The 24,948-nt window shown below is 64.5% G+C and carries 21 protein-coding genes and 1 pseudogene; 13 read left to right on the top strand and 9 right to left on the bottom strand.

Annotation, left to right across the window (positions count from 1 at the left end; all coding sequences use genetic code 11):
* Positions 1–39: 39 nt before the first annotated feature.
* The 5 genes from FJY73_08995 to FJY73_08975 all read right to left on the bottom strand — a co-directional run bounded on the left by FJY73_08995 (position 40) and on the right by FJY73_08975 (position 4,844).
* Entirely contained in the window at positions 40–336 is a 297-nt protein-coding gene (locus FJY73_08995; GenBank protein MBM3320795.1) for a hypothetical protein, read from the bottom strand.
* A 186-nt stretch (positions 337–522) separates the two neighbouring features.
* A complete protein-coding gene (locus FJY73_08990) occupies positions 523–1,047 on the bottom strand; it encodes a hypothetical protein (protein MBM3320794.1) in 525 nt (174 codons plus the stop codon).
* Positions 1,044–2,087, bottom strand: coding sequence for a hypothetical protein (locus tag FJY73_08985; protein ID MBM3320793.1), 1,044 nt, complete (start codon positions 2,085–2,087; stop codon positions 1,044–1,046). Before FJY73_08985 ends, FJY73_08990 begins: the two co-directional genes overlap by 4 nt.
* Positions 2,075–2,887, bottom strand: coding sequence for a methyltransferase domain-containing protein (locus FJY73_08980; protein ID MBM3320792.1), 813 nt, complete (start codon positions 2,885–2,887; stop codon positions 2,075–2,077). Before FJY73_08980 ends, FJY73_08985 begins: the two co-directional genes overlap by 13 nt.
* Positions 2,888–3,389: 502 nt before the next feature.
* Positions 3,390–4,844 carry a glycosyltransferase family 39 protein gene (locus FJY73_08975; GenBank protein MBM3320791.1) on the bottom strand — a complete coding sequence of 485 codons (1,455 nt, stop codon included), beginning with the start codon at positions 4,842–4,844 and terminating at the stop codon, positions 3,390–3,392.
* A gap of 301 nt (positions 4,845–5,145) precedes the next feature.
* On the opposite strand from FJY73_08975, the gene FJY73_08970 reads away from it, so the two are divergent.
* From FJY73_08970 to FJY73_08955, 4 genes and pseudogenes are all read left to right on the top strand, one after another.
* On the top strand, positions 5,146–6,159 hold the full coding sequence (locus tag FJY73_08970; GenBank protein ID MBM3320790.1) for a glycosyltransferase family 2 protein: 1,014 nt from the start codon (positions 5,146–5,148) through the stop codon (positions 6,157–6,159).
* A gap of 525 nt (positions 6,160–6,684) precedes the next feature.
* Positions 6,685–7,171 (top strand): annotated as a pseudogene (locus FJY73_08965) (pirin family protein).
* Positions 7,172–7,421: 250 nt separating this feature from the next.
* Positions 7,422–7,715 (top strand): DUF485 domain-containing protein, encoded by a 294-nt coding sequence (locus FJY73_08960; protein MBM3320789.1) that lies wholly within the window; start codon positions 7,422–7,424, stop codon positions 7,713–7,715.
* Positions 7,716–9,632, top strand: a complete 1,917-nt coding sequence (locus FJY73_08955) for a cation acetate symporter (protein MBM3320788.1) — start codon at positions 7,716–7,718, stop codon at positions 9,630–9,632.
* Here FJY73_08955 and FJY73_08950 read toward each other — a convergent pair.
* From FJY73_08950 to FJY73_08940, 3 genes are read right to left on the bottom strand one after another with little or no spacing between them, the layout of a single operon-like run.
* Positions 9,595–11,823 (bottom strand): cache domain-containing protein, encoded by a 2,229-nt coding sequence (locus FJY73_08950; protein MBM3320787.1) that lies wholly within the window; start codon positions 11,821–11,823, stop codon positions 9,595–9,597. The two genes, FJY73_08955 and FJY73_08950, sit on opposite strands and share 38 nt — an antisense overlap.
* A gap of 36 nt (positions 11,824–11,859) precedes the next feature.
* Positions 11,860–12,141, bottom strand: a complete 282-nt coding sequence (locus tag FJY73_08945) for a hypothetical protein (protein MBM3320786.1) — start codon at positions 12,139–12,141, stop codon at positions 11,860–11,862.
* Positions 12,138–12,821 carry a PHP domain-containing protein gene (locus tag FJY73_08940; protein MBM3320785.1) on the bottom strand — a complete coding sequence of 228 codons (684 nt, stop codon included), beginning with the start codon at positions 12,819–12,821 and terminating at the stop codon, positions 12,138–12,140. The genes FJY73_08945 and FJY73_08940 overlap by 4 nt, the downstream gene beginning before the upstream one ends.
* A 155-nt stretch (positions 12,822–12,976) precedes the next feature.
* Between FJY73_08940 and FJY73_08935 the strand changes: the two genes are divergently transcribed.
* The gene (locus FJY73_08935; protein MBM3320784.1) at positions 12,977–13,696 is read left to right on the top strand and encodes a hypothetical protein; all 720 of its coding nucleotides are present in this window, start codon (positions 12,977–12,979) and stop codon (positions 13,694–13,696) included.
* A gap of 131 nt (positions 13,697–13,827) precedes the next feature.
* Here the strand turns inward: FJY73_08935 and FJY73_08930 are convergent, their stop codons facing one another.
* Complete coding sequence (locus FJY73_08930; GenBank protein ID MBM3320783.1) at positions 13,828–14,442, bottom strand: arginine decarboxylase, pyruvoyl-dependent; 615 nt, start codon at positions 14,440–14,442, stop codon at positions 13,828–13,830.
* A gap of 198 nt (positions 14,443–14,640) precedes the next feature.
* Between FJY73_08930 and FJY73_08925 the strand changes: the two genes are divergently transcribed.
* The 8 genes from FJY73_08925 to FJY73_08890 all read left to right on the top strand — a co-directional run.
* A complete protein-coding gene (locus FJY73_08925) occupies positions 14,641–15,642 on the top strand; it encodes an NAD(P)-dependent glycerol-3-phosphate dehydrogenase (protein MBM3320782.1) in 1,002 nt (333 codons plus the stop codon).
* Positions 15,643–15,802: 160 nt separating this feature from the next.
* Positions 15,803–16,687 (top strand): hypothetical protein, encoded by an 885-nt coding sequence (locus FJY73_08920; GenBank protein MBM3320781.1) that lies wholly within the window; start codon positions 15,803–15,805, stop codon positions 16,685–16,687.
* Between the two features lie 159 nt (positions 16,688–16,846).
* The gene (locus FJY73_08915; GenBank protein MBM3320780.1) at positions 16,847–18,931 is read left to right on the top strand and encodes a hypothetical protein; all 2,085 of its coding nucleotides are present in this window, start codon (positions 16,847–16,849) and stop codon (positions 18,929–18,931) included.
* Between the two features lie 72 nt (positions 18,932–19,003).
* Positions 19,004–22,369, top strand: coding sequence for a hypothetical protein (locus FJY73_08910; GenBank protein MBM3320779.1), 3,366 nt, complete (start codon positions 19,004–19,006; stop codon positions 22,367–22,369).
* 142 nt (positions 22,370–22,511) lie between these two features.
* Positions 22,512–22,697 (top strand): hypothetical protein, encoded by a 186-nt coding sequence (locus FJY73_08905; protein MBM3320778.1) that lies wholly within the window; start codon positions 22,512–22,514, stop codon positions 22,695–22,697.
* 122 nt (positions 22,698–22,819) lie between these two features.
* Positions 22,820–23,554: a hypothetical protein gene (locus FJY73_08900; protein MBM3320777.1), complete on the top strand. Its 735-nt coding sequence runs from the start codon at positions 22,820–22,822 to the stop codon at positions 23,552–23,554.
* A gap of 300 nt (positions 23,555–23,854) precedes the next feature.
* Entirely contained in the window at positions 23,855–24,145 is a 291-nt protein-coding gene (locus tag FJY73_08895) for an RNA-binding protein (GenBank protein MBM3320776.1), read from the top strand.
* Between the two features lie 187 nt (positions 24,146–24,332).
* Positions 24,333–24,948, top strand: a 616-nt coding sequence (locus FJY73_08890) for a B12-binding domain-containing radical SAM protein (protein ID MBM3320775.1), incomplete at its 3' end; no start/stop codon positions are given.

The raw sequence follows: 24,948 nt of genomic DNA, 5'->3' as shown, positions 1-24,948 counted from the left end.
CAGGAGGTTAACCGAGTGACCCCTTCTGCTACATAGGATCTAGTCCGAGAGCCCCTCGACAGTCCAGTCCGTAGGATGCCACACGGTCCGATCGATAATGATGCAGGGTAGGAACAGGACGCCGAGCGTCGTGTATGCGGCCTTCTGTCTGCCCACCCGCCCCACATAGCTCCGAACGAGGCTTCTTGGGGCCCAGACGGAACGCCAGTCCTGGCCGCCGTAGTTGGCCAGCACGTACTCTCCTTGAAGACTGAAAAGCGCGTAGGCCGTGAGGTAAGCCGCGAGACATAGAATCCATGGGGACTTCATCGCGGGAACAAGCCGTCGTGCCTTCATCCGTGGCTCCTCGCTTCATTCTACCATGCAACAGAAGTTCCGGAAAGTTCCGGTGCCGAAAGTTCCGGTGCCAAGTTCCGGTGCCAGGCTACGCAACTCCGGGGGGAACTTGTGGGAGTTCTGTAGCCTGTCACCTGAACTCTGAACCACGTCGTGAAGTTCCGCTAGTTCGGAACTTCCCCGATCTCACCCTCGCGTGAAGAGCGCCGCCAGCGCCGAGGGCAGCTCGGCCTGGTTCCCCGGCGTCACCTCCACGGGCACGCCGAAGCCACCCGCCCGAAGAATCGGAGCCCAGAAGTCGAGCGCCCTCTTCTGCACGACAACGAGAGCGTTCCCCTCGCGCGCGGCGATCTTCCGCACCGCCGTCACATACGAGGCGATCTCCTTCTCGAAGACGCCCAGCTCATCAAGGATCCACATTGAATCATTCGATACTTCAACGGAATGGAGAACCTCGACGCCGAACTGTTCGAATGCTTCGGACGCGAGGCGGAACCTCTCGGGGCCGACGCCGCCTTCGGCCCGAGGGAAGGCGAAGATCCTCTCTCGTCGGCCGGGCAGAGACAGGAGGCGAAAGCCGCGGGACCGATCTCTCTCGTCCATCGGCAGAGAGAGGAGGCCGGAGACCCGCTTGAAGCCGGCGATCCGCAGGACCTCGCGCGCAACGGTGCTCTTCCCGGATCCGATCTCGCCGGTGAGGAGGATCTTCATGGTTCCAGGAGCGCCCGGGCCGTGAGACGGACCAAGAAATCTGGCCACCGGCGTAAGGGCCCGCTTCCTCGCGTGTCGCGCCACGCGTTTCCCGCGTGAACGCGGAGGCGCGGGAGAAGGCGCTGCAGATCATCGATCTCCCCCGCGTGGTCTCTCATGCGCCGGCGCCCGAGCCGGGAGAGAGCCAAACGGAAGATGGGTGCGACGACCAAGAACCAGATCCCCAGGGCGACGGCCGTCCGGAGGATCGGTCGGAGAAGACGGTGGAAGACGCTTCCTTCCGAATCGAGCAGCGCGAGCACGAGGAGGATGAAGACGAAGAGGAGCGACCAATGAAGGATCCGTCTCCTCCAGCGCTTGCCCGATACGGTTCCTCGCTCCGGCCGGGGCTCTTCCTTCGCCGGCGTCTCTTCCTTCGCGGGCCGCTCCAACTCCCTGAGCAGCCTTCCCGGCAAACCTCCCGCGACCGCGCCGACAAAAACACCGGCTGCGACATGAAAGGCGATCACGACGCCCACTACGAGAACGCTGAAACGGTAGTCGTCGGGTACGGGGAGATGGAGGGAGTCGGCGATTCGACGGCCGACGAGATCCACGGACCGCCAAAGCGAGCCTCCAAAGATAAGGGTCATGACGATCAACTTCTGGGCCGCGCCCTCCGCCAGCGCGGTGACGGCGAGCAGCATCGCGGGGAGCCTCGTCCCCGGCAGGAGGGAGAAGAGGAGGGCGCCCAAGAGCCCTTGAAAGGCGACCGCGAAGTACGCGGGGAGAGGTGTGTGGGGGGAAGCCGCGGCCTTGATCACGACGACGAAGAGCATCGCGCGCAGGATCGCGCGCCCCTTCCGCTCGGCGAAGGAGGCGATCAGCGTGATGATCAGAACCGCCGTCCCGCCGACGAAGACTCCGGTGAAGGGGATCTTCATCGCGTGCATGAAGCCGCCGAGACCGGACTCGTTGAGCGCCCAGAGCGCGGTCAGCCTCTGCACCGTCACGTCCGGGTTCAAAGCGAAGGGGGTCGAGTTCTTCTTCACTTTTCCCACCCGATCCGAGCCCACCGTTGGGACCCCCCGGGGAGGAGAGCTCCCTTCTCCGTGCGGGGGAGACCCTCGTAGAAGCGCGCGAGGAGGTTCTTCTCGCGCTCGTCGATACGTCCAAGCCCCCACTCGACGCGCCGGACCAGATCCGCCAAGGAAGCGCACACCACGGCCGCCGTCGCTCCCTCGATGAAGTCCACCGAGGCTTGGATCCCCAACGCATAAAGGATGTTCACGAGAAGGATGTAGTCGGGACGAGGCGCCGCTTTCCGGCCGAGCGCGGTGAGGACCGAATCATCAAGATAGGAACCTCCGGCGCGGCAGGTCAGATAAACCCGGCGCCGGGCCTGGCGATCCATCCGGGAGAGGGCGTCCCGCGCGTCGTCCACGGAGAACGAGCGGGAGGCGACGACGATGTCCACGATCGGAAGCGGACTCCAGTCATCGGTCCAAGAGAGACGCTGCAGGCGAATGTTCGTCGCGCCGCGCTCCTCGATCTTCTTCTCGGCCGCCGCGAGCATGCCGGGAGAGAAGTCGATGCCGTACAGATGTTCGAGACGCGGCGAGAGGGCCAGGAGGAGATCGCCGGTGCCGCACCCGACATCCAACAAGGAGGCGCAGCCGTTCAGGCTCATTCGATCGATGAACAGACGGACATAGTCGCTCTCGGGGGACCACCGGTCCGCCATGGACGCCGCCCGATCACTCCACTCCTCGGCGCTCTTCCGGAGGAAAGCCGAAGCGGTCATGCCGCGCCGGAACATCTCGTTCCAATCGATCTCCTCCAGCGAACGGGGAACGCGCATGCCCCCTCCTCTCAGGTCATCTTCGCGTCGACAGCTCCGTTCATTGTACCAGGTCAGTTTCGGTGCCAGGCTACCGAACCCGGGACAGTTTCGGAGTTTCGGTGCCAGGAGTTTCGGTGCCAAGTTTCGGTGCCAGGCTACCGAACCCGCGTTCCCACCGGAGTTGAGTAGCCTGGCACCGGAACTCCCTCGCCAGGCTACCGAACCCGCGTTCCCACCGGAGTTGAGTAGCCTGGCACCGGAACTCCCCAACCGGAACTCCCCAGGAGTTGAGTAGCCTGGCACCGGAACTCAGAACTCCCGCAAGGCTACCGAACCCGCGTTCCCACCGGAGTTGAGTAGCCTGGCACCGGAACTCCCCAACCGGAACTCCCCAGGAGTTGAGTAGCCTGGCACCGGAACTCACCGGAACTCCCCCGGAACTCCCGCAAGGCTACCGAACCCGCGTTCCCACCGGAGTTGAGTAGCCTGCCACCGGAACTCCGGAACTACTCCGCGACGTCTAGAGCGGTGGCCGCTCCAACAGAAAGAGGCTGACGTCACACTCGACCATGCGGAAGTCTTCCTGCTCGGAAGCCAACGGCTCGAGCGCGTCCCAGAATTGCATCGATCGCGGGCCCTTGCCCACCACGATGACCCAGAGACGCTCGATCCTCTCGGGGATCCGCTCGAAAGGACGAGCGTGGTCAAGGCCGGCGCGGAAGCTCTCTTGAAGCTTCTCCGCGATGTGAGGTTCTGCTCGTGGGAGAAGGAGCTTGCGCACGGTGTAGTCTTCCGGAGCCGAGATCAACCCGTCTTCAGCCCGGACCCTTTCGCTCAACACGCGACAGAGATCGGTCCACTTGTCGGAACGGACCCATATTGGCGGTCTCTCCCGCGGGTGGAGGAGGAGTGCAAGCGGCAAGAGAGCAGCAGCCACAAGAGCCGCTCTCCTTCCACGCGTTCCGAGCCGCTGTCCCGCGGTCCGGCCGAGCACTTCCAACCCTCCCGCCACGAGGGCAATCCAGAGGGGGAAGAGGACGAGAAAGTGCCGAGGTTCGATCGCCTTGCGGGGCTGGAGGAAGGCGATCAACGCGACCGGGAAGAGGAGAAGAACGGCATCGACAAAGCCTCCGAGGCGCGGCCGAGCCCGAACCCGGACGATTCCGACAAGAAGAACGATTGAGGTAAGAACAAAAGAGAGCGCCTTGCCGCCGGAGAACCCAATGAAGACCCTCGACAACGTCAGCACGAAAAGAACATGCGGCGGGGGACCGGGGGGAGGTTCGGCTCCCGGCACCACGCCTTTCGCGAAGCCCGCGGCCGGACCCGCCCAAGGGAGAAAGAGGAGGGCGGGGAGGACGGTTGTGAGGAGATTCCTCCATCTCGCCCGGGGTTCTCCTCCGCAGCCCAGCAGGAGGAAGAGCGCCTGCGGAACGTAGAGGAGGAAGGCAAAGTAGTGAGTGTAGATGTTCAGAGTCGTGGCGGCCGCGAACGCGATGCGGTCGCGATCGGAGCCCCCGGAGAGGACCCGGAAGAAGAAGTAGATCGAAGCGGCCGAGAGACCGAGGAGCATCGCATAGGGTCTGAGCTCGACCGAATAGCGAATGTGGGTCGGCGAGAAGATGGCGAGAATGAGGGCGATGAGACCGACCGCAGTTCCTCCTCGGAGCCGGGCGGCTTTCCAAATGAAGAAGAGAGAAAGAAGACCGAAGGGGAGAGAGACCAAACGAAGGGCTGTCGGGCTCGTGAGAAGGAGACGCGCCCCGCGAAGGAGCAAGTAGTAGAGCGGGGGATTCACGCGAGGCCGGGATGACTCCAGGACCTGCCCCCACGAGGTCGTCATCTCGAGGGAGATTGCCTCGTCGACCCAGAGGGAGCGATCAAAAGCGACAAGACGAATGAGGAGACCGGAGAAGAGGAGAAGCAACAGCCATCGGGTGTCTGCCCCGCCTTCCTTGGATTCGCTCCAAGCCATCTCGTGACTTCAGCCCCCGAGGCGATTCCTGCGGCGAAGAGAGCACGACCCTCCGCGTCGCATCCGACATCCGGTCGCGTGGAACCGGCAGGACTCTTCAATCGCGGGCATGCCCGCCTTCCTGCGAACGGCGGCGACTCATCATACCACTTGGAGGAACAATTCCGATGGTCGACGCCCTGTCGATTTCGTAGTCTTGCGCGGAACGACAGAATCGAGCGCCTCTCCTACGAGCCTCCACGAGGGATACCGGGTGGAATGGTGGGGCGTCGAACCGAGTTCTTTCAATGAGTCGGGCGAAATGAGCAGCGAAAAGCGATGCACGATCATCCTCCCGGTGTTCAACATGGAGGAGACTCTCCCTCGAGCCCTCGAAGGCGCGATCCGCGAGGCGAGCCCGAATGACGAGGTCGTCGTCGTGGATGACGGGTCCACCGACCGATCCGCCGAAATCGCCGCTCGATTTCCAGTCCGTTTGGTCCGGCACGAGAAGAACCGCGGGGTCGCGGCGGCGCGGAGGACCGGCGCGCGGGCTTCGAGAGGGCGCGTTCTCTTCTTCACCGATGCGGATGCTTGCCTGAGGCCGGGAGCCGCGGACCGGGCGTGCCGGCGGTTGGAGGAGGAGCCGGACGTCGCCGCTCTCGTCGGCATCTATTCGGCCGAAAGCGGGGCCGGGGACCTCGTGAGCCGTTTCAAAAACTTATGGATTCGCTATTCGTACCTCAAGGGTCCGCGCGAGATCGACTGGCTCTTCGGCTGCGTGTTCGCCGTTCGCCGCTCTCTCTACGAAGAACTCGAGGGACAAGTAGACGGCCCGAGGGCGGGGCGTTGGGGAACGGACATCGAGCTCGGGCTCCGCATGCGGGCTCGCGGATGCCGGATCCTTCTGGATCCGGGACTGAAGGCTGTGCACTACCGCCGGCACACGTTCCTCGGTCTTCTTCGCAACGACTTTGGCCGAAGCACGGGGTACCTGGTCATCGGACGAGAGCAGCTCGGTTGGAGACGGCTTCTCCAGGAGCGGCGCTTCGCGAACATTCGAGAAGAGTACATCGTCGGGATGGCCCTCCTTGTCCTGCTTGCCGTCGCGCTTCCCGCTTCCCTTTTCCTCCCGCCTCTTCGATGGGGCGTTCTCGGGGTGCTCGGCGTCTATTTGGGTTTCGGGGCTTCGTTCTATCGCACGCTCTATCGCCACGGGGGGCTTCGCCTCGGAGCCGCGGGCATCGTCCTTCTGGCCGCATCGCAAGCCGCGAGCGTCGCGGGAGTTGTGAGGGGCGTGCTTGCGAAGAGGCGTGGAAAACTCGCGACGAGTTAGCACGGGATGCCCTCCCTCCCGGATTCCTAGGACGCTCGACCGAATCCGGACATGGCGGATCCGTACGACCCGAGGAATCCTCAGCGGCCGGCTCCAAGGAAATCCGGAAAGCAGGCACCGCGCCACCGAAACCATCGAGCAGAAGCGCTGGAAACCGGCGTTCGCAGCGACCGAAACATCGACGCGGCTGTTCGTGATGCGGTTGTATCATGAAGGTCGTGCCTGTGCTTGTGGGCGTAGCATCGGCTAGGGGAGAATCGAATTCATAACCTGCTTCATCGCGAGATCGAGCGAGAAGCCCGGCGGCAAGGATGAAGGACGATGGGGAAAGATGATCGTATGCCAGCCTGTTCGGAATGCGGGGCGAGCGTCAAGATCTGCGTATTCCAGGTGCGCCGTATTCCGGGGACACGATACCTATGTCGGGACGATTCGCGACATGTCGCGATCGCGGGCTGGACGAAATAGGTAGGGCGTCCCCGAAATCTCCCTGAAACCGGAAGAACGTGAGAGTAGGAACGCGCGATGTCCATTCGACCCGTCAAGAGGCTCGTGAGGGCGAAGCCGACCATCGAGGGCGCGGGCGTGCGTCTCCGGCGTGTCTTCGGGTTCGGCGACACGACCGATTTCGATCCATTCCTTCTCCTGGATGATTTCCGCGGCGACCGACCGGAGGATTATCTCGCGGGTTTTCCGTGGCATCCCCATCGGGGGATCGAGACGATCACGTATGTCCTCGCAGGGACCGTCGAGCACGGCGACAGCATCGGGAACAGCGGGATCATCGCCGCCGGCGACGTCCAGTGGATGACGGCCGGAAGCGGGATCATCCACCAGGAGATGCCGAACGGCGATCCCAACGGCCGAAGGGATCCGATTTCTTCTGGTTTCGGGCCGGCCGCTCAGAGAGCCGGTCGCGTGGTACGGCCCGATCGTGATGAACACGCATGAAGAGCTGCGTCGCGCGTTCGAGGAACTCCGGAACGGGACGTTTCTGAAAGCGAAGCGGTGACGACGCACTTGACGGCGAAAGCATGCTCCTTCGGCTTCCGTCTCGGATGGAATCGGCGTCAAGGACGGCTCCCCGCGTTCTCGGGGGAGAGGCGGCCGGGAACGTCGCCGCGGCATCCGCCGGGACGATGCGAGCAAGGCCCTCGGAAGGAACGCCCGGCGCCGGCGAACTCGAATTGACCCGGGGGCCGGAAGGCCGGATACTCACCCGTTTACGGACTTCGTCCTGCAGAACTCCGGAGGAGATTGCGATGCTTCACGAGCCTTCCACTCGGTCGAGCTCGGATCCCGCGGCCGGCTACAAGATGAGGCTGGGAGTCTGGATGTTCATTCCCTACGCGGTGGTCTACGCCGGGTTCGTCCTCATCAACTTGGTCAAGCCCGTCGTCATGGAAACGACCGTGATCTTCGGCCTGAACCTCGCGGTGGTGTACGGATTCGGGCTCATCATCCTGGCTCTTGTCATGGCGCTGATCTACAACCAATTCTGTGCTTGGCAGGAACATGCCGTGTACCGCTCGAGGCCGAGCAAGGAGAAGGAGTAGATGGAGCCCCTCGCCGTCGTAACCTTTATCGTATTTGTTGCTCTTGTTCTGGGCCTCTCCTTCTACTTCGCTCGCCGCGCCCGCTCGTCCGCCGGATACTACGCCGCCGGCGGCCGAATTCACTGGTCGGTGAACGGCGTGGCGTTCGCCGGGGACTATCTCTCTGCAGCTTCGTTTCTCGGCATCTGCGGGATGATCGCCACGGCGGGGTACGATGGGTTTCTCTATTCCATCGGGTATCTGGCCGGCTGGGTCGTCGCTCTCTTCGTGGTGGCCGAACCGATGAAGCGTCTCGGGAAGTACACTTTCACCGACGCCCTCGATGCGCGCTTCAACTCGCGGGGGATTCAGCTCGCCGCCGCCATCAGCACTTTGGTGGTTTCCATCTTTTACCTTATTCCGCAGATGGTGGGAGCGGGGGTGTTGGTCACTCCTCTCCTCGGGCTTCCCCACCACGTGGGCGTGATTCTCGTCGGCGCCATCGTGATCACCATCGTGGCCACCGCGGGCATGACATCGACCACCTATGTGCAGTTCATCAAGGGCGGCATGCTCATTGTCTTTTCCGTCATCCTCGTCGCGGCGGTCCTCACGCGCGGGCTCACCACGAATCCGGATCCCGGCGAACAGGTTCCCTTTCGAGCGCCCGCCGTCCTCACCCTGTCCGAAGGACCCGGCGGCGCGGTCCTGAGCGACAGCGCCTACGCCTTCGCCGGCCGCGCGGAGTCGCACGGGAACACGTTCGTGAAGCTCACCCGCGACGGAACGGTCTCGTGGTGGTTCCAAAGAACCGCCGGCGCGGATCGAGCCGAGCTTGTGGAGGCCCAGTACACGGCCGTCACCGCGGGCGGGGAGAGGATCGTGAACGGAGCGCCGGCTTCGTCCGAGAACACGCTCCGCCCCGTCGGAAACATCCAGTCCCTGCAGGGCCGGCAGGACAAAGAGGTTCGCACCGGACCCGTCGGACCGTTCTCCTTTCTCTCTCGGATCGGAGATCCCCAGACGCGGATCAACCTCTGGAAGAAGGAGAAGTTCGAGGACGGCCGCGATCAGGTGACGGTCTTCTATCCGACGCCGGTGGAAGGAAACCGGGTGCTTCGCCCCGGGCTCAAGTTCAAAGTCGATCAATCCACGACCGAGAAGGTCAACTTCGCGTCTCTCATGCTGGCCCTCTTTCTGGGCACCGCGTCGCTCCCGCACATTCTCATTCGCTACTACACGGTTCCGAGCCCGGAGGCGGCGCGCAAGTCGACGATCGTGGCCATCGCGGCCATCGGCTTCTTCTACATCCTGACGCTGTACATGGGGCTCGGGGCGATGACCGGCGGGGTCGTCAACCTGCTCGACGACAACATGTCGGCGCCGCTTCTGGCCCGGTCCTTCGGAACTCTGCTCTTCGCGATCATCTCGGCGATCGCCTTCGCCACGGTTCTCGGCACGGTCAGCGGTCTGATCGTCGCCGCCTCGGGAGCGGTAGCGCACGATTTCTTGGACCGGTTTCTCGGCCGCGGCTACACCGATCGCCAGAAAGTGGCCGCGGGGAGAATCGCAGCCTTCAGCGTGGGCATCGTCGCCATCGTGCTCGGGATTCTCTTCAAAGGAATGAACGTCTCATTCCTTGTCGGTTGGGCGTTCTCCGTGGCGGCCTCGGCCAACCTTCCCGCGGTGGTCATGCTGCTCTTCTGGAAAAAGACCACATCTCAAGGAATCGTGGCGTCGATCGCGATGGGAACGATCAGCGCCCTGTTCATCATTCTTCTGTCGCCCGACATGTACGAGCGCTACGGGCTGGACAAGGCGAGCGCGCCGATCCCGTTCGGGAATCCGGCCATCATCTCTGTGCCGATCAGCTTTCTGACGCTTGTCTTGGTCTCGCTTCTCACGCGGAACCGAGGAAATCAAACCCGACCCGTTTGAGAAGGAGCGAGATTCGCGCGGAAGCTTGCTTGAGTAGGGTGCGGTCGAGATCCGTCAGGGATTCGAGCGGAATGCGGTTCACCGGGGCGTGGCCTTCCCGCATCAGCTCCGCCTGACGGTGCAGGCGAAGGCGCATCAAGTACTCGTAGACTTGCACGATCTCATCGTGATCCGGGCCGGGCAGAATCCCGAGCTTGTGGAGGCGGTGCAGGCGCTCGAGCGTGTTGGTCGATTCGATGCCGTGCCGGAGCGCATAGAGACGCGCCACGTGCACAACCGGCGCCATCGCCTCCTTGAGGTTGAAGATTCGCTCGTGCTCGCTCGACGTCTCGGTGACGAGCCTCCCGAAGGCGCCCACGGGGAGACGGAACTCCATTGCGTGATGCGCCATGTGCAGCAGGAAGGGCGCGTTCTGCCGCAGGATTTCGTCGACGAGATCCCGGAGACGGCGCGTGAGCGCAGCCTTCCCGAACGCCAGTCGAAAATCGAAGAAGATGCTGAACGCGAGAAGCTCTTGCGGTTCCGGTTTCTCGATCCAGCCGCGGTAGAGATCTTCCCACTCGGAGAGAGGCCGGTTCCATCGCGGATTCCGCGCCATGTTGCCGCCTTCGCAGAAGGCGTATCCGACCCGGTCCAAGTCGGCGCATACGCGCTCTGCGAGACGGAGGAAGTACGCTCGCGTGGCCTCGCGATCCGTCTCCGGCGGGTCCTCGAAGATGAGGGCGTTGTCCTGGTCCGTGGCGAGAGTCTGCTCTTCTCGTCCCTCGCTGCCGAGCGTGATGAAAGCGAACGGAACGGGGGGCGGCCCCAGTTCCTCGAGCGCCATCGCGACGAGAGTCTCCAACGTCGTGTCCGAGACGGCGGTCAGGATGCGATTGATGCTGCGGGGCGGACTGCCGGTGTCGATCAGAGCCGTCACGAGGCGGGGAACGCGGGCGGTCCGCTCGAGAATCTCTTCCGGAGACCGCGCCTCCCGGATCCCGCGCGTGATCGAGGCCGGAGAAAACCTCTGCGAGGCGGCGAGCTCGCGGTCTCTGAGCAGCCCCACGATGCGTCCGGAGGCGTCGCGCACGGGCAGATGGCGCACGCGGTGTTCGAGCATGAAGAGAAGCGCCTCGCCCGCCAAGCCGCTCTCGGGGAAGGAGAGCAGAGGAGCGCTCATGATGCATCGCGCCGGCTCGGAGGGATCGAGTCCGCCGGCCACGACGCGATCGCGGAGGTCCCGGTCGGTGATGATGCCCACGAAATCGTCCGAGCCGGCTCGGACGAGAATGGCGCTCATTTCCGCGCGGCGCATGCGCTCCGCGGCGCGCCGGATCGTATCGCCCAGCTCGCAAGCGAGCGGTTCGCGCAGGAACTTCTTCACGGGTTCCAGCATGAACTGCAGCGACACCTGGAGCTCGACGGCCAGGTCTTCGCGCTCCCTCTCTGCCTGTGCTTGGGGGCTCACCTCTCGGACCGCGAGGATGGTCGCGCCCCTTCCTTCAATCCTCGCCTTGGACGCCGTCAGCACGACCTCGCGGCGCTCTCCGTCGGGGCGTCGAATCCATCCTTCCCTGGCCGATGGAGCGGACGCTTCGTTCTCGGAAGGCTCGGGGGACGGGAGAGCGGATCGTGGGTCAACCTTTCGCTCCTCAAAGAACTCCTGCGGTTCGCGACCCAGGACTTCCGCTTCGGGGCGTCCAAGGATTTCGATCAGTGTCGGGTTCGCGAAAGCGATCCGCCCGTAGCGGAGAAGCGCGATCCCTTCGGTCGATGCCTCCACGAGCGCGCGGTAGCGCTCGCGCGATTCGAGCAAGGAAGTCTCCGCCCGGTTCCGCTCGCGCTCGATCGAAAGGCTCTGCTGCAGGATGAGCAAGAGGAGCAGGGTCATCGCGGCGGTGATGCCGAGAGAAAGGCGAACGAGATGTCCGGTGAGGCGGTCAATCTCCCGGCCGACGTCTTCCAGGTAGATCCCGGTTCCCACGACCCAGCCCCAGGGATTGAAGGCCCGGATGTGCGAGAGCTTCGGCACGACGCGTTCCGGATCGTCTTTCCACTGCCAGACATACTCGACGAATCCCGATCCGTCCGTCTTCGCTCGGAGCGCCATCTCTGTGAAAAGCCGCTTCCCGCCGGGATCCGCGAACTCGCTCGGGTCTTGTCCCTCGAGGTCCGGGCGATAGGGGTGCATGACCATGACCGGATGCATGTCCGTGACCCAGAAATAGTCCTTCCCTTCTTCCCCTTAACGGAGATAACGCAAACGCGTGATCGCCTCGCGCTGCGCCTCGGCCCGGTCCAAAGCGCCGGCGCGTTCCTCTCGCTCGTATTCCGCGAGGATGCTGACCGCCGACTGCGTCAGCTCCCTCAGCATCTCCTCCTTGCGATCGAGAATCTGTCTTTCGTAAGCCGGGACGATCACGAAGAAGATCGTCACCACGAAGAGACCGATGGCAAGCACGGTCGGGAGGACGACGCGAAGGCTGAATCGGAGATGGGGCCCCGGTCTTCTCATTCCGGCCGTCATGGGTTGTCCTCCGTTCCGATCGGATCCTGAAGCGGGATGGAGAGAGCCCGGCGGAAACGCTCCCAATGGCCCCACGGCATCGCGCACCCAGGCTCGGGCGAGCCGAGAACGCCGTCGCCGTGGAAATCGCTGCCGGCGGTGACCAGGAGATCGTAGCGATCGGCCAGCGCAGCGAGCCGCTCTCTCTCTTCTTGTGGATACGGTTTGTAGAACGCCTCGATGCCGTCCAGGCCGGCGAGCCGCAGGTCATGCAGCAAGTGCTCCAAGCGCGCGTAGTCCCCGTTCGGCTGAAGCGGGTGAGCCAGGAAGACAACAGCCCCCATCCGATGCGCGCGCTGGATGAGCGATTCCGCTCGCTCGGGCGGCGCCGAGTTCCCGCCTCGCATGAAGGGGAAATACCCGGACCGGAATCGAGGCCCCGCGCGGAGCGAATCCTCGAACGGGTTGGAGCCGGTGAAAGGGAAGCCGAGCGCGAGGAGATGAACTTCTCCCAAGGGATGAGAGGCGGTCAGCTCGATGCCGGAGACGACCTCGATGTCGTGCAGGTAGAGCGCCTCGCGGAAACGGAGCAATCCCTTGCTCGTGTCGTGATCGGTCAGCGCGGCGCAGCGCACCCCCGATGCCGCGAGCATGTGGGCCACGTCCGGCGGGCGCGCATCCTTCTCGGAGGAGAGGTCCACCCGCGCATGGGCTTCTTCCTCGACACGGACAGTCCGGGTCTCGGGGAATCCCGGAGCAGGACTCCGTCAAGAGCTACGGCGGGCAGTATCTGCAGGATCTTGTTGTCACCGCCCTGGTGAACAATGGAATCCGTCTCGACGGGGGACTCATCCTCGTGCCCACGAGCTACAATCACCTTCAGTCGGCCGCGACCCATCTCGTCCTGGACTACGGACCCTACACGTTCGTCGAGAGCGGCCCCATGCAGGAGAAGGTGGGCCGCGACACCGGGCTTCAGGCGCGGGGCGTGATCGCGGGGAAGCTCGTCGAATACCGTCTGGGGGTCTTTCAGGGCGTGCGGGGGCGAGGAAACGTCAACCCTCTGCGCACGACGGGCCGCATATCGCTTCACCCATTCAAGACCGCGAGCCATAGTTTCTTCTACGCCGGCAACAGGTTCGGTAAGACCAAGGTTCTCAGTCTCGGCGCGGCGGTCGACGCGCAGAAGGACTGCCGCAACATCCACGGCGACATCTACGCGGAGATGCCCCTCGCGGAGGGATCGTGCCTGACCCTCCAGACGGATGTCTCTTCGTACGACGGAGGAGATCTTCTTCCGGATCTGCCGAAGCAGACCACGTATCTGGCGGAAGCCGGACTGACCTTTCTGAAGAACCGGTTGAGCGTGTGGGCGCAAGCCGCCGTGCGCGACTACGACAGCGAGTTGAGAAGCGACGAAACAAACCTACAGTTCGGCGTCGGCGGATACCTGGACGGGCATCGATCCGCCTTGAAGCTAGCTGTGGACCATCGAAGCTACGATGCGCCCAAGGAAGAAACTGCCAAGCCGAAGAGGACGGCCGTCGCGCTCCAGTACCAGATCTTCTATTTCTGAGGCAGCTGCGACAGACGCGATCTTCCAATCCTGGATGATGCACGTGGTTTCGTCGCGAAGCCGCGGATCGCGGCCGCGTTAGGAAACCCGCGCATGGTCAAGGCCACGAGGTGCCTGTCGCCGTTTCCGATTCAGAGGATGAAGACCGCGGCCGCGAGCACGCACGTCCAGAGGCCGTTCTTGTCTCCGATCGCGGATTGGGTGGTGTTCGTCGTTCGGACGATCTTCCCCGACATCTTGAAGATCTTCTCGCGTTCGTCCCACGCGGTGTCGGGGTTGAAGTCGACGCCGAGGGTCGAGGCGAGCATCGTTGCCGCGAGATCCTCCGCGTAGTCCCCCGCCTTCGTCTCCGTCTCGCCGAAGGAATGGTGTTCGGAGAGGTAGCCGTACATCTTCTGCGGCTCGGCCGGAAGAGCGAGGCCGATCGACGCCGCGAGAAGCCGGTTCGGCTCGTTCGTTTCATTGCGCGCCATGACGCAAAACACGACCTGGCCCGGCGCGATGAGCCGGAGTCCTTCCTCGCGGGAGATCCGCTTGCACGCGGGCGGGAAGATGCTGGAGACATGAACAAGATTGAACCGCTCGATTCCCGCGTCGCGAAGGGTCGTCTCGAACGCGGAGAGCCGTTCCTTGCTCCTTCCCACCCCCTTCGTGAAGAACATCATTCGGGGGATGAAGAATCCCGGCTGGACGTCGACTTGCGGGGGAAGCCCGAGCGGCGTCCGATCGTCATTCGTCGGCGGCATGTTCGTTGTCCCTCGGGGTCTCGATCTCGTCGAGAATTCCTCTTCTTCCCGGCGTCTCCGCGGGTCGCGGGGCCGGCACGCCCTCGCCGTCCGCGGGAGCCCCTCGCGGTCCCGGCGTCTCTTCGGGGAGAGTATAGCAGGTCTTCTCGCAAGATCGAACGATAGACCCCGGCGCGGTCTTCCGGTAATCTCCCGCTCATGAAGCAGTCGATCGCCGTGATCGGCGACGGGGCGATGGGGACGGTGTGCGCCCTCTTGCTCGCCGAGAACGGTCATGAGGTTCGAATCTGGTCCGCCTTCCCGGAGCAGGCGGCGGAGACGGCCGCCAAGCGGGAGAACGTCCGCTTCCTTCCGGGCGTTCCGCTTCCCGAGAAGATCGAGGTGACGGGAGAGGAGGAGAGGGCGTTCGCGGGAGCCGACGTCGCCTTGTCGGCGGTCCCCACTCAGTTCATTCGTGCCGTTTGGACACGGCTCGCGAATCGCTTTCCGCGAGACATGCCTGTCTTCTCGGTCGCCAAGGGGATCGAGAATGGAACTCTCCAGAGGCCGAGCCAGATTCTTCGCGAGGTTCTCGATTGTTCCGACGATCGAGTCGCGGTCCTCTCCGGGCCGTCGATCGCGCCCGAGATCGCGGCGCGCCTTCCGGCCACGGTGGCGGCCGCGTCGGCGAACACCGCGCTGGCTGAGCGCGTGCAAGCGCTTATCGCCCGCCCGTATTTCCGCGTGTACACGAATCCGGACCTCGTCGGCGTCGAGCTCGCTGGCGCGACGAAGAACGTCATCGCCATCGCGGCCGGCATCCTCGACGGAATGGGAAGCGGCTGCAACGCGAAGGCTGCCCTCCTCACGCGCGGGCTCGCGGAGATCACGAGGCTCGGCCTCGCGCTCGGCGCGCTCCCCGCGACCTTTGCCGGTTTGGCCGGCGTCGGCGACTTGGTCACGACGTGCATCTCGCTGGTCGGACGGAACCGTTCTTTCGGCGAGGCGATCGGGCGAGGCCGGACGGTCGAAGAGGCGCTCGCCGCGACGCGCTCCGTCGTCGAAGGCGTCGCGACGACCGCGAGCGTGATCGCGCTGGCCGCGCGCACCGGCGTCGAGATGCCGATCACGGAAGCGGTGAACCGCATTCTCTTCGAAGGCATCACCCCCTCCCGAGCGATCGATCGGCTGATGACCCGCCCCCCGAAGGCGGAGTGCTGACGGCTTTTGCCGAGGAACCTTCTCGGAAGCGCGGCGGGATCCTCGGCCTCTCGCAGCCGCCGTCGGAAACCGTATGGCATCGAATCGAGTCGAGGGGATATATCATAGGAGACGGAGGACGGGAATTCCCCCCGACCCGACAAGAAGAAGGGGGTAGGACGTGAAGCTTCTTTCGATCATCGGTTCGATGGCGTTGGCAGGTCTCCTCGCCGCAGGCGCCGGTTGCGGCGGAGAGGAGACGCTGCCGGTTCTCGGGGATCTTCCGCCGGAACCGGAAACCCCGGGGCCCACCGAGCAGTTCGATCCGGATGCGGGCAGGAACACGACGAACGTTCCCGCTCCTCCGGGTCAGGGGACGGCGACCTGCGAGAAGAACGCCTATCTTCGGATCGGCGCGTACGCGGTGACGAACAACAAGCACGGTGAATCCCGACTCGAGGAAGGGGACGTCTACGCGCAGTGCGTCGCGATCGGCAGCGCGGGCTTTCCTGCCTCGTGGCGTTGGGAGGTTCGCACGCGGCGTCCCTACGTGAAGGGATTTCCGCAGATCGCCTTCGGAACGAATCCTTGGACGCGGGTTGCGACCTCGAAGCAGCTCCCCGTGCGGGTCGGGGACCTCTCGACGCTCCTCGTCGAGCACCAAGTCGCTGTCGCGGCCGACGGCCTCTACAACCTCGCCTTCGATCTCTGGCTCACGGAAGACGACACGCCGCATCAGAACGAGCGCACGAACGAAATCATGATTTGGCTGGACGGGAGCATCCCGGTCGTAAGCGGAAAGGTCGGATCGGTTTCGATCGACGGAGCCGATTATGATTTCCACGTGCAGCAGTTCGAGAACGGCGTGCCGCTTCTCCTCTTCGCCGCGCACGAGCCTCGGCCGAGCGGCCGGACGAATCTTCTCGAGTTCTTGCGCTACCTCGAGACGAACGGATACGTTTCCCCGGACGTTTATCTGTCGATCGTCGAGCTTGGAACGGAAATGTGGTGGGGAAGGGGCGAGGCGGTCGTGAAGGAGTACTCCGTTCTTCTCGAGAGAGAATGAGCGCCGCGCGCGTCGGCGAGCGTCGATGCCGCGCGGTCGCCCTCCGCAGAGCCGCGCGCCAATTCGGTCTCCCCTCGGTCGCCCCTGCATGATACAATAGACTCAAACAGGTAGTTTCGCCTGTGTTGCCGCGCCGCTCTCCGCGCGCGAGGTGTCGTCATGAAACTCCTTCGGCCGATCCCTTGCTTTCTCGTTTTCTTGCTTGTCCACGCTCCTTCGGTCGCCGACGACTCAAAGCTCCTACAGGAAGGGCTCTCTCCGGCCCGAATCGAGGAGCTGGACGGAACCCCTCAAGCGCCGGCCGTCGGGGCGGCGCGCTGGCGGCAGGCGGTTCATGAGGCGAGACGGTCGCTCGGAGAGAGGGCGGCTCTTCCCGACGCGAAAGCGATTCGCCTCTCGGCGAACGCGAGGGCGAGGAGCGGCCTCGTCCCGATCGCCGTTCTCGACGCGCGGATCCCGGCCGGCGGGGTGAAAGACGAGACGGTCGTCTTCGCCGCGGCGGCGATGAAGGAGCACACAACCCGCGGCGGCGAAGTCCGCTTCGTTCTCGACGAGGAACGCTATCTTGCCCCGAGCGGCGCGCCCGAACGGATCGAGATCGACTTCGAGGACGGCCGAGGGTTTCGGAGCGTCCGCATCGGCGAGCCGGTGCTCGTCCGATACGGCGTCCCGGGAATGAAGACGATCCGCCTCCGCGCCGTCGATGCGGACGAGGCCGACCGTCACGCGGCCTTCCGCTTCGATGTGCGCGCGCTAGAGACGCCGAATCCCGACGATACGCTTGCGATCACCGCGACCGAGCCGTATCTCGGCGAGTTCGGGACCGGGGAGGCGTACGTCTACCTCAGCGATCTTCACACGGAGCTCACGAACCCGGTCGTGGTCATCGAGGGTTTCGATCTCGACGACACGATGGACTGGGACGAGCTGTATGCGCTCCTCAACCAGCAGAACCTCGTGGAGACCTTGCGCGCCGAGGGGTTCGACGCGGTCGTCCTGAACTTCGCCTCGGCGACCGATTACATGCAAAGGAATTCCTTCGTCGTCGAGGCGCTTCTCGAGGAGGTGGCGGGCGCGATTCCCCCGGAGCGGGATCTCGCGCTCGTCGGCGCGAGCATGGGAGGCGTCGTTTCCCGCTTCGCTCTCTCTTGGATGGAAACGCATTCCATCGACCATCGTGTGCGGAGCTTCCTTTCCTTTGACGCGCCGCAGAGCGGCGCGAACATCCCGCTCGGGGTCCAATACTGGCTCGCTTTCTTCGCGGATCTCTCGGCGGACGCGGCGTACCTCCTGAGCCGACTCGATACGCCCGCCGCGCGGCAGCTCCTCGTCTATCACCACACCGAGCCGCCGGGCACGACCGGAGAGAGCGACCCTCTCCGCGCCGCGTTCGAAAGCGATCTTGCCGCCGCCGGCGGGTGGCCCTCGGTCCCCCGCAAGGTCGCGATCGCCAACGGGAGCGGGTACGGCGCCGATCAGGGCTTCGCTCCCGCCGATCAGATCATCGATTACGAGTACGACGGTCTTCTCGTCGACATCCGCGGGAACGTGTGGGCGGTTCCGGACGGCGGCTCGGCGACGATCTTCGACGGCCTCCGGCGCATCTGGCCGTTTCCCGCTACGACGAGGATGGTCACGGTCGCCGGGACCGCCCCCTACGACAACGCGCCCGGCGGCTACCGCTCCTCGATGGCCGAGATGGACTCGACGGAAGCTCCCTACGGAGACATCGTGGCGCTCCATCCGAATCACTGCTTCATTCCCACGGTGAGCGCCCTGGCGATCGACACGGAGGATCTCTTCTACCTCGTGGCGAACGATCCGGAGGTCCTCACGCGCACTCCCTTCGACGCGATCTACTTCCCTGTGGAGAACGAGGAGCACGTGGAGATCACGCCGGAGAGCGCCGAGTGGTTCTTGAACGAGATCCGGCCTCTCACCGGGGTGGCATCGAACCGTCCGCCTTCGCGGTTCGTCTTCCTTCCGAACCGCCCGAACCCGTTCAATCCGTCGACGGAGCTCCGTTTCATCTCGCGCGAAGAGACGCGTGTCCGGCTCGAAATCCATGATGCCGCCGGAAGGCATGTGGCGACTCTCGTCGACGGCCGATTGGGTTCCGGCGCGCACGCCGTCTTCTGGAACGGGCGGCACGATTCGGGCGCGGCCGTGCCTTCCGGCGTCTACTTCGCCAGGCTCCGGACGGGGGGCGAGACCGCGGCGCGGAAGATCACGTTGCTTCGTTGACATGCGAACGAAACCGGTCTTGGCGAGTCGAAGCCAAGAAACATCGCGAAAGGCTCGCGCACGGAGACGCCCGTGATCGTCCCCATCAATCCCGCCAAGCTGGCGATCCCGACGGCGCCCGGTTCCTATCTGGCCCGCAAGCGGCTCGACCGGCTTTGGCTCGATTGGGCGGACAAGAAGCTCGTTCTCGTGACTGCGGGGGCGGGCTTCGGCAAGACGTCGTTCCTTTCCGCCTCCGCCCGCTCGTCGTCGCGGCCGGTCGTTTGGTATTCCGTCGACGAGACGGACGCGGGGCTCGCCCGGTTCTCCGCGCATCTCGACACGGCGTTCTCGCGAAGAAGGGTGGAAGCGATCGAGATTCCCGACGGTAGGGAAGCCGAGTACGCCCACCGCGCGCTCTCGCGGATGGTTCGCGCTCTCGGAAAGGAGAAGGATGGAAAGGCGATCGTTCTGGACGACGTTCATCTCGTCGGGCGTTCACTGGAGGTCATGCAGCTCCTCGAGAAGGCGGTCTGTTTTCTTCCTCATGGATCCACGCTGATCCTCGCCTCCCGCGAGCCGCTTTCCGTCGCGACGATGAAGCTCCAATCGCAGGGGGCGGTCGCCCGCCTCGTCTCCGAGGATCTCAAGTTCGACGCCGAAGAGGCCGCGCGGCTCTATCGTCTTCACTTCCCGGGCGCTCGTCTCGATCCCGCGCTCGCCAGGAGGATCATCGAGAGGACGGAGGGGTGGCCCGCGGGTGTGGAGATCCTCTTCCAAGCGGTGGGCCGCTCCTCCGGGCGCCGCATCGAGAAGGCTCTCGACCGTCTGTCCGATGCGGGTCTCGGGTGGTTCGCGTTCTTCGCCGAGGAGGTCCTGCGCAATCTGGAGCCGGAGCTCCGGCGTTTCTTGACGCGAACCTCGATCCTCCCGCGCTTGGACGCGGAACTGTGCGACCGTATCCTCGGCGCGAAGAACAGCCGCCGGTTCTTGGAAGACCTCGCCCGCCGCAATCTCTTCACGTATCCCGTGGACGAGGATCGGACCGCGTTCCGTTACCATCACATCTTCCGCGATTTCCTCGTCGAGCAGTTGGAGCACGAAGAGGGCGCGGCCGCGCGGAAACTGCGCAAGCGCGCGACGGCGGTCCTTTCGAGAGCCGGCGCGTGGGCGGAAGCGCTCGTCGTGAGGGCCGAGGAAGGGGATGCGGCGGCCACTCTGCATCTGGTCGAGAAAGCGGGGGACGATCTCCTCCGGTCGGGACAGCACGATCTCATCCGCCGCGCTCTCGCGAATCTCCCGAAGAACCTGGTGGACGAACGGCCGGCGGTGCTCCTCGTTCTTGGGCGCGCCATGGAGATTCCGGGGCACTGGGAGGAGGCGGAAGCGGTCTATCGAAGAGCGTTGCGCGTGTGCCCGCCCGGGACGCGCCGCGTCGAGTTGATGAGCCTCACTGCGCAGATTCGGCTTCGGCGCGGAGACTACAAGGGGTGCACGGCGCTTTGCGAGAAAGCGCTCAAGGAACGCGGTCCGAAGCCAGCGGCGCTGCGCATGAGCATCCTCGGCATGCTCGGCATCTCCGCGTGCGAGCTTGGGCGTCTCGACCGGGGAGAGGACTACCTCAAGAAGGCAAACGCCGTTTCCAAGGGGGATGGAAGACGCGAAGAGAGGAACCGAACGTTCTATCTTCTTCCGGGAAACATCCATTACCGGCGCGGGGAGTTCCGAAGCGCGAAGGAAGCGGTGCGGAGCGCGCTCGTCGTCTTCAAGAAGGAGCGGGACTCCCGGAGCGTCTGCCACAGTCTCGGCGTTCTTGCGCACATCACGGCGGAGACCGCGGATACTCGAGCGGCGAGCGAGCTGGCCCGCGAAGGGCTTCGCATGGCCCAGAGCATCGACTACCCGGTTATGGACGGGTACTGCCGCCTCGCTCTCGCGAAATGCGCGCTGATCGACGGCGATCCGGCGGAGGCGCGAGCGCACGCTCGGGCGGCTCTTCGAGCGGGAGATCTTCTCGGAGAGGTCGGCCTCCGCACGATCTCGATGACGCGGCTCGCGGAGACCGCGCTCGCGTCCGGAGACCGAGACGAGGCCGCGCGGATCGCGAAAGCCGCGCTCGACGTCTCCGTCCGGCTCAGGGACATCTACCAAGAATCGGAGAACTGCGTTCTCCTCGGAGTTCTCGACGCGAAGAAGGGCCGCGGGTCCGCGTCGAGATGGTGGAGGCGCTCGGAGAGGATCATCCGCCGCGTCGGCATGCGCTACCATCTCCATCGTCTTCTCTTGATCCGCCTCGCCGCCGGCGATATCTCCCCGAAAGGAAGAACGAAAGCTCTTCGCGAGCTTCTTCGGGGAACGGCCTCGCTGGACCACTCGTTCCTTTATCTCGTGCTCGAGCGCGAGCGGGCGTTTCCCGCTCTCTGCGACGCGATCCGAAAGGGCGTGGAGACCGACTACGCCGCGCGGATGCTCGTCGAGATCGGGGAGAGCGCCGTCCCGCGTATCGTGCCGCTGCTCGAGGATCGCGACGAGACGGTGTCCGTGCGCGCCGTCGATCTCCTCGCGCGGATCGGCGGGGAGGAAGCGAAGGCGGCGCTCGCTCGACGAGGCCGAGAGGACACGCCCGCCGGCAAGGCGGCGGGCGAGGCGGCGGTGGAGATAGAACCGCCCCCCGAGATTCCTCTCGCGATTCGCGCGCTCGGTCCGCTTCATGTGGCGGTCGGGGATCGCCGCGTCGAGGAGTGGAAGTCGGTCCGCGCGCTCCGGCTCTTCCATCTCCTTCTCGTGCACCGATTCCGGTGGGTCCCGCGCGACGTCGCCGTCGAGGCGCTCTGGCCCGACGCGGAACCCGCGAAAGGGTCGAACAACCTAAGGCAGACCGTCTATCTGCTTCGCAAGACGTTGGAGCCGGACATGCGGGCTTCGCGCGAAACGGGCTACGTTCAGTTCCGCAACGAAGCCGTGCGGCTCGACGCGGGGAAAGACTACTTCTACGACGTGGAGGAGTTCGAAGAGACGCTCCGGAACGCCGACGACAAGTGGAACGCCGGAGAGCGGCGGAAGACCGAGCCGTCCTATCAGAAGGCGCTGGAGATCTACCGAGGCGAGTTCCTGGCCGAGTCGCCCTTCGAGGATTGCGCGGCGGAAGAGCGGGAGCGGCTTCGCGACCGGTTCGTCCGCGTGGTCGGACGTCTTCTCTCGCTCTACGCGGAAGCGAAGCGCTGGGAAGAGATCATTCCTCTTTGTAGATCGGGAATCTCGCAGGAGCCGTATCGCGAGGAGTTCTACTTTCATCTCGTGCAGGCGCACGGCCGGCTCGGCAATCGGCGTGAGGCGCTGGCCGACTACCATCGCTACGAGGAGATGATGATCCGCGAGCTCGATCTCCTCCCTTCCCGCAGCATGAAAGCCCTCCTGGACCAGATCGTTTCGCCGGGACAAGGCGCCAAGAGCGCGTAACTCCCGCGTAACGCGCGTTCCGTACGATGTTCGCGTCCGATCGGGCCGACCGGTCGAGAGGCGGGCGCCTTCCGATGCCCGCAGGGCGCGGGTTCGATCGCCGGACCCAGGTCCCCGGACGGCCGATCGCGGGAGCATCCGCATGTCGACGTTCATCATTCGACTCGTCCACTCCGCGGACGAACCGCTCCGCGGCAGAGTCCGGCACGTGGGGACCGGCGAGGAGGCGACCTTCTCCTCTGCCGACGAGCTCCTCTCGTTCATGGAGGGGATCGCCGTTCTGGACGGCCTCGGCGCTGAAAGCGAGGAGGAAGGAGAAGGCGAGTAGCCGCCGGGAAGGGCGACATCAAGTGCGTGTCCGCGATGCCGATCCTTGGGGTGACCCCGGGACGCGGCGGTTCTCTGCCGCGAGCATCTCACGAGGGGAGCCACCCGAACGGAGGAGCGAGCATGCGTCGCATTCCGAAGCGCGCGTTCTTGGCGGCCGCACTTCTAATCGTTTCCACATCAATCATCGAGGCAAAAGAGCGGGCGCGCCCGTCGTTTCTCGAAGACCCGGTGGTCCGGTCCGCCTCGGGAGCAATCACGATCCGTCTTTGGGAATGTCAGGTCGGGAACCTCAACTTGCCGGCGTGGGCGATCCCGGGGTTCCTCTTGCCGCCGGAAGAGTACAAACTCGTTTTCGATCCGGAAGGAACCTGCACGGCGTGCCCGGACGGGATTCTGATCGACAAGATCCACGTCATGCTCCAGATGGCCGAAGCCTGCACGCTCTTCATGGGTATCGACCTGGAAACGGTCGCGTATCCCACTGATCCGGATTGCCCCGAGCCGGGCGCGCAGCTCTGCGGCAGCCCCGTCTATGAGGTCTGGATTCCGGGAGCCGGCCTTTGGGATATCGGGATTCCGATCAACTGCCCGTGCGTGGCCGTGGACGATCTCTATCTTCTCGGCCTCAAGATCGAGCGGGTCGGGTCGGTCACTCCCGGCGATGTGCCCGATCTGGTCGTCGACGATTATCCCGCCGTTTGCACGAGCTGGAACAACTACGGGAGCGGCTGGCAAGATCTGGTCGCGACCTACGGATTCCCGGGACAGCTCCGGTTCTGGGCCGACGCGACCTGCTGCGGGGAGACGAAGGCGGAAGAGTCGAGCTGGGGCAGGATCAAGAAGCAGTACCGCTGATCGAGAATCTCCGGTTCGAGCGATCCGCGATGCCGGCGGCTCGACGCGCCGGACCGTTCCTCTCCGTTTCGGCGGATCTCGCGAAGCGTCTCCTTTTGCGCTTGACAGGGCTGCGCTTCGGAACAATACTCCGGACGTGGCGTTTGGGTTCCTCCTACCGAATCGACTCAGCGTTGACGCCCCCGATGAATCGAAAGTCGGTCTTGGAGTCAGGTTCCCGAGTGCGATTGCGAAGGATCGGCCGAGAGGGTCGATCGACACAAGTTTCATTAGGGGCGAAAACGGAGATCGAGAACTGTCATGAAGCTGTATGTAGGCAACCTGCCCTTCAACGCGACCGAGGAAGACATTCGCGCTCTTTTCGAGAAGCACGGAACGGTTCGCGGAGTCAACCTGATCACGGATCGGGACACCGGCCGTCCGCGCGGGTTCGGGTTCGTCGAGATGGATGACGCGGAAGGAAACGCCGCGATCCGAGCCACCGACGGCGCGGAGCTCGGCGGGAGAAACCTGAAGGTGAGCGAGGCGCAGCCTCGTCGGGACGACCGCGGCGGCGGCGGCGGCGGCGACCGCCGGCGGGGGCGCTGGTAAGCACTCCGCATCCCGGATGGGAAACGGACGCGGGTTCCGGGTCGGGGGCTCACGAAGCCCCCGACCGCCCGCGGCGGACCGCTCGATCTCGGAACCGCGGAAGTCCCGCGGAACCGAGTCGTCGGGAGTCTATCGACCCCCCCGATCGAAGACCCGGCATTCTTGCATCGGAGGGAGCGCCGAATCGATGAAAGTCCTTCTCGTTTCCCCGAGAACCCCCGACACGTTCTGGAGCTTCCGGCACGCGTTGCCGTTCATCAAGAAGAAGGCCGGGCACGTTCCTCTCGGACTTCTCACCGTTGCCGCCTTTCTTCCGCGCGAGTGGAAGCTGAAGCTCGTCGATCTCAACGTTTCGCACCTCTCCGACGCGGACATTCTCTGGGCTGACTACGTGATGCTGAGCGCGATGCTCGTCCATCGCGATTCCGCGCTCGATGTCGCGAGCCGCTGTAGGGACCTCGGCCGCCCCTTGATCGGGGGAGGGCCGCTTTTCACGACGGGGTGCGAGACGTTTTCGGAAATCCCGCATCGGGTGCTCGGCGAGGCCGAGGATCTGATGGGCGACCTGATTCGGGACATGATCGCGGGATGCGTGCGCCCGGTCTACGAGGAGCGGAAGAAGCCGGATCTCAAGAACGTGCCGGTGCCGCGGTACGATCTTCTCGACTTCAAGGACTACGCGTGCATGTCGGTTCAGTTCTGCCGGGGCTGCCCCTTCGACTGCGAGTTCTGCGACGTGGTCCTCTTGAACGGACGCGTCCCGAGGACAAAGACCGCGGATCAGGTCGTTCGCGAGCTTGAGA

It is taken from the genome of Candidatus Eisenbacteria bacterium, assembly GCA_016867715.1.
In the GTDB taxonomy this organism is placed as follows: Bacteria; Orphanbacterota; Orphanbacteria; order Orphanbacterales; family Orphanbacteraceae; genus VGIW01.
The sequence above is the reverse complement of the archived record's forward strand: the minus strand, read 5'-3'. Positions and strand labels throughout refer to the sequence as shown.

Coding starts and splice junctions, on each gene's coding strand:
- FJY73_08995 (MBM3320795.1), bottom strand. CDS start 336: ATGAAGGCACGACGGCTTGTTCCCGCGATGAAGTCCCCATGGATTCTA.
- FJY73_08990 (MBM3320794.1), bottom strand. CDS start 1,047: ATGAAGATCCTCCTCACCGGCGAGATCGGATCCGGGAAGAGCACCGTT.
- FJY73_08980 (MBM3320792.1), bottom strand. CDS start 2,887: ATGCGCGTTCCCCGTTCGCTGGAGGAGATCGATTGGAACGAGATGTTC.
- FJY73_08975 (MBM3320791.1), bottom strand. CDS start 4,844: ATGGCTTGGAGCGAATCCAAGGAAGGCGGGGCAGACACCCGATGGCTG.
- FJY73_08970 (MBM3320790.1), top strand. CDS start 5,146: ATGAGCAGCGAAAAGCGATGCACGATCATCCTCCCGGTGTTCAACATG.
- FJY73_08960 (MBM3320789.1), top strand. CDS start 7,422: ATGCTTCACGAGCCTTCCACTCGGTCGAGCTCGGATCCCGCGGCCGGC.
- FJY73_08955 (MBM3320788.1), top strand. CDS start 7,716: ATGGAGCCCCTCGCCGTCGTAACCTTTATCGTATTTGTTGCTCTTGTT.
- FJY73_08950 (MBM3320787.1), bottom strand. CDS start 11,823: ATGCATCCGGTCATGGTCATGCACCCCTATCGCCCGGACCTCGAGGGA.
- FJY73_08945 (MBM3320786.1), bottom strand. CDS start 12,141: ATGACGGCCGGAATGAGAAGACCGGGGCCCCATCTCCGATTCAGCCTT.
- FJY73_08930 (MBM3320783.1), bottom strand. CDS start 14,442: ATGCCGCCGACGAATGACGATCGGACGCCGCTCGGGCTTCCCCCGCAA.
- FJY73_08925 (MBM3320782.1), top strand. CDS start 14,641: ATGAAGCAGTCGATCGCCGTGATCGGCGACGGGGCGATGGGGACGGTG.
- FJY73_08915 (MBM3320780.1), top strand. CDS start 16,847: ATGAAACTCCTTCGGCCGATCCCTTGCTTTCTCGTTTTCTTGCTTGTC.
- FJY73_08905 (MBM3320778.1), top strand. CDS start 22,512: ATGTCGACGTTCATCATTCGACTCGTCCACTCCGCGGACGAACCGCTC.
- FJY73_08900 (MBM3320777.1), top strand. CDS start 22,820: ATGCGTCGCATTCCGAAGCGCGCGTTCTTGGCGGCCGCACTTCTAATC.
- FJY73_08895 (MBM3320776.1), top strand. CDS start 23,855: ATGAAGCTGTATGTAGGCAACCTGCCCTTCAACGCGACCGAGGAAGAC.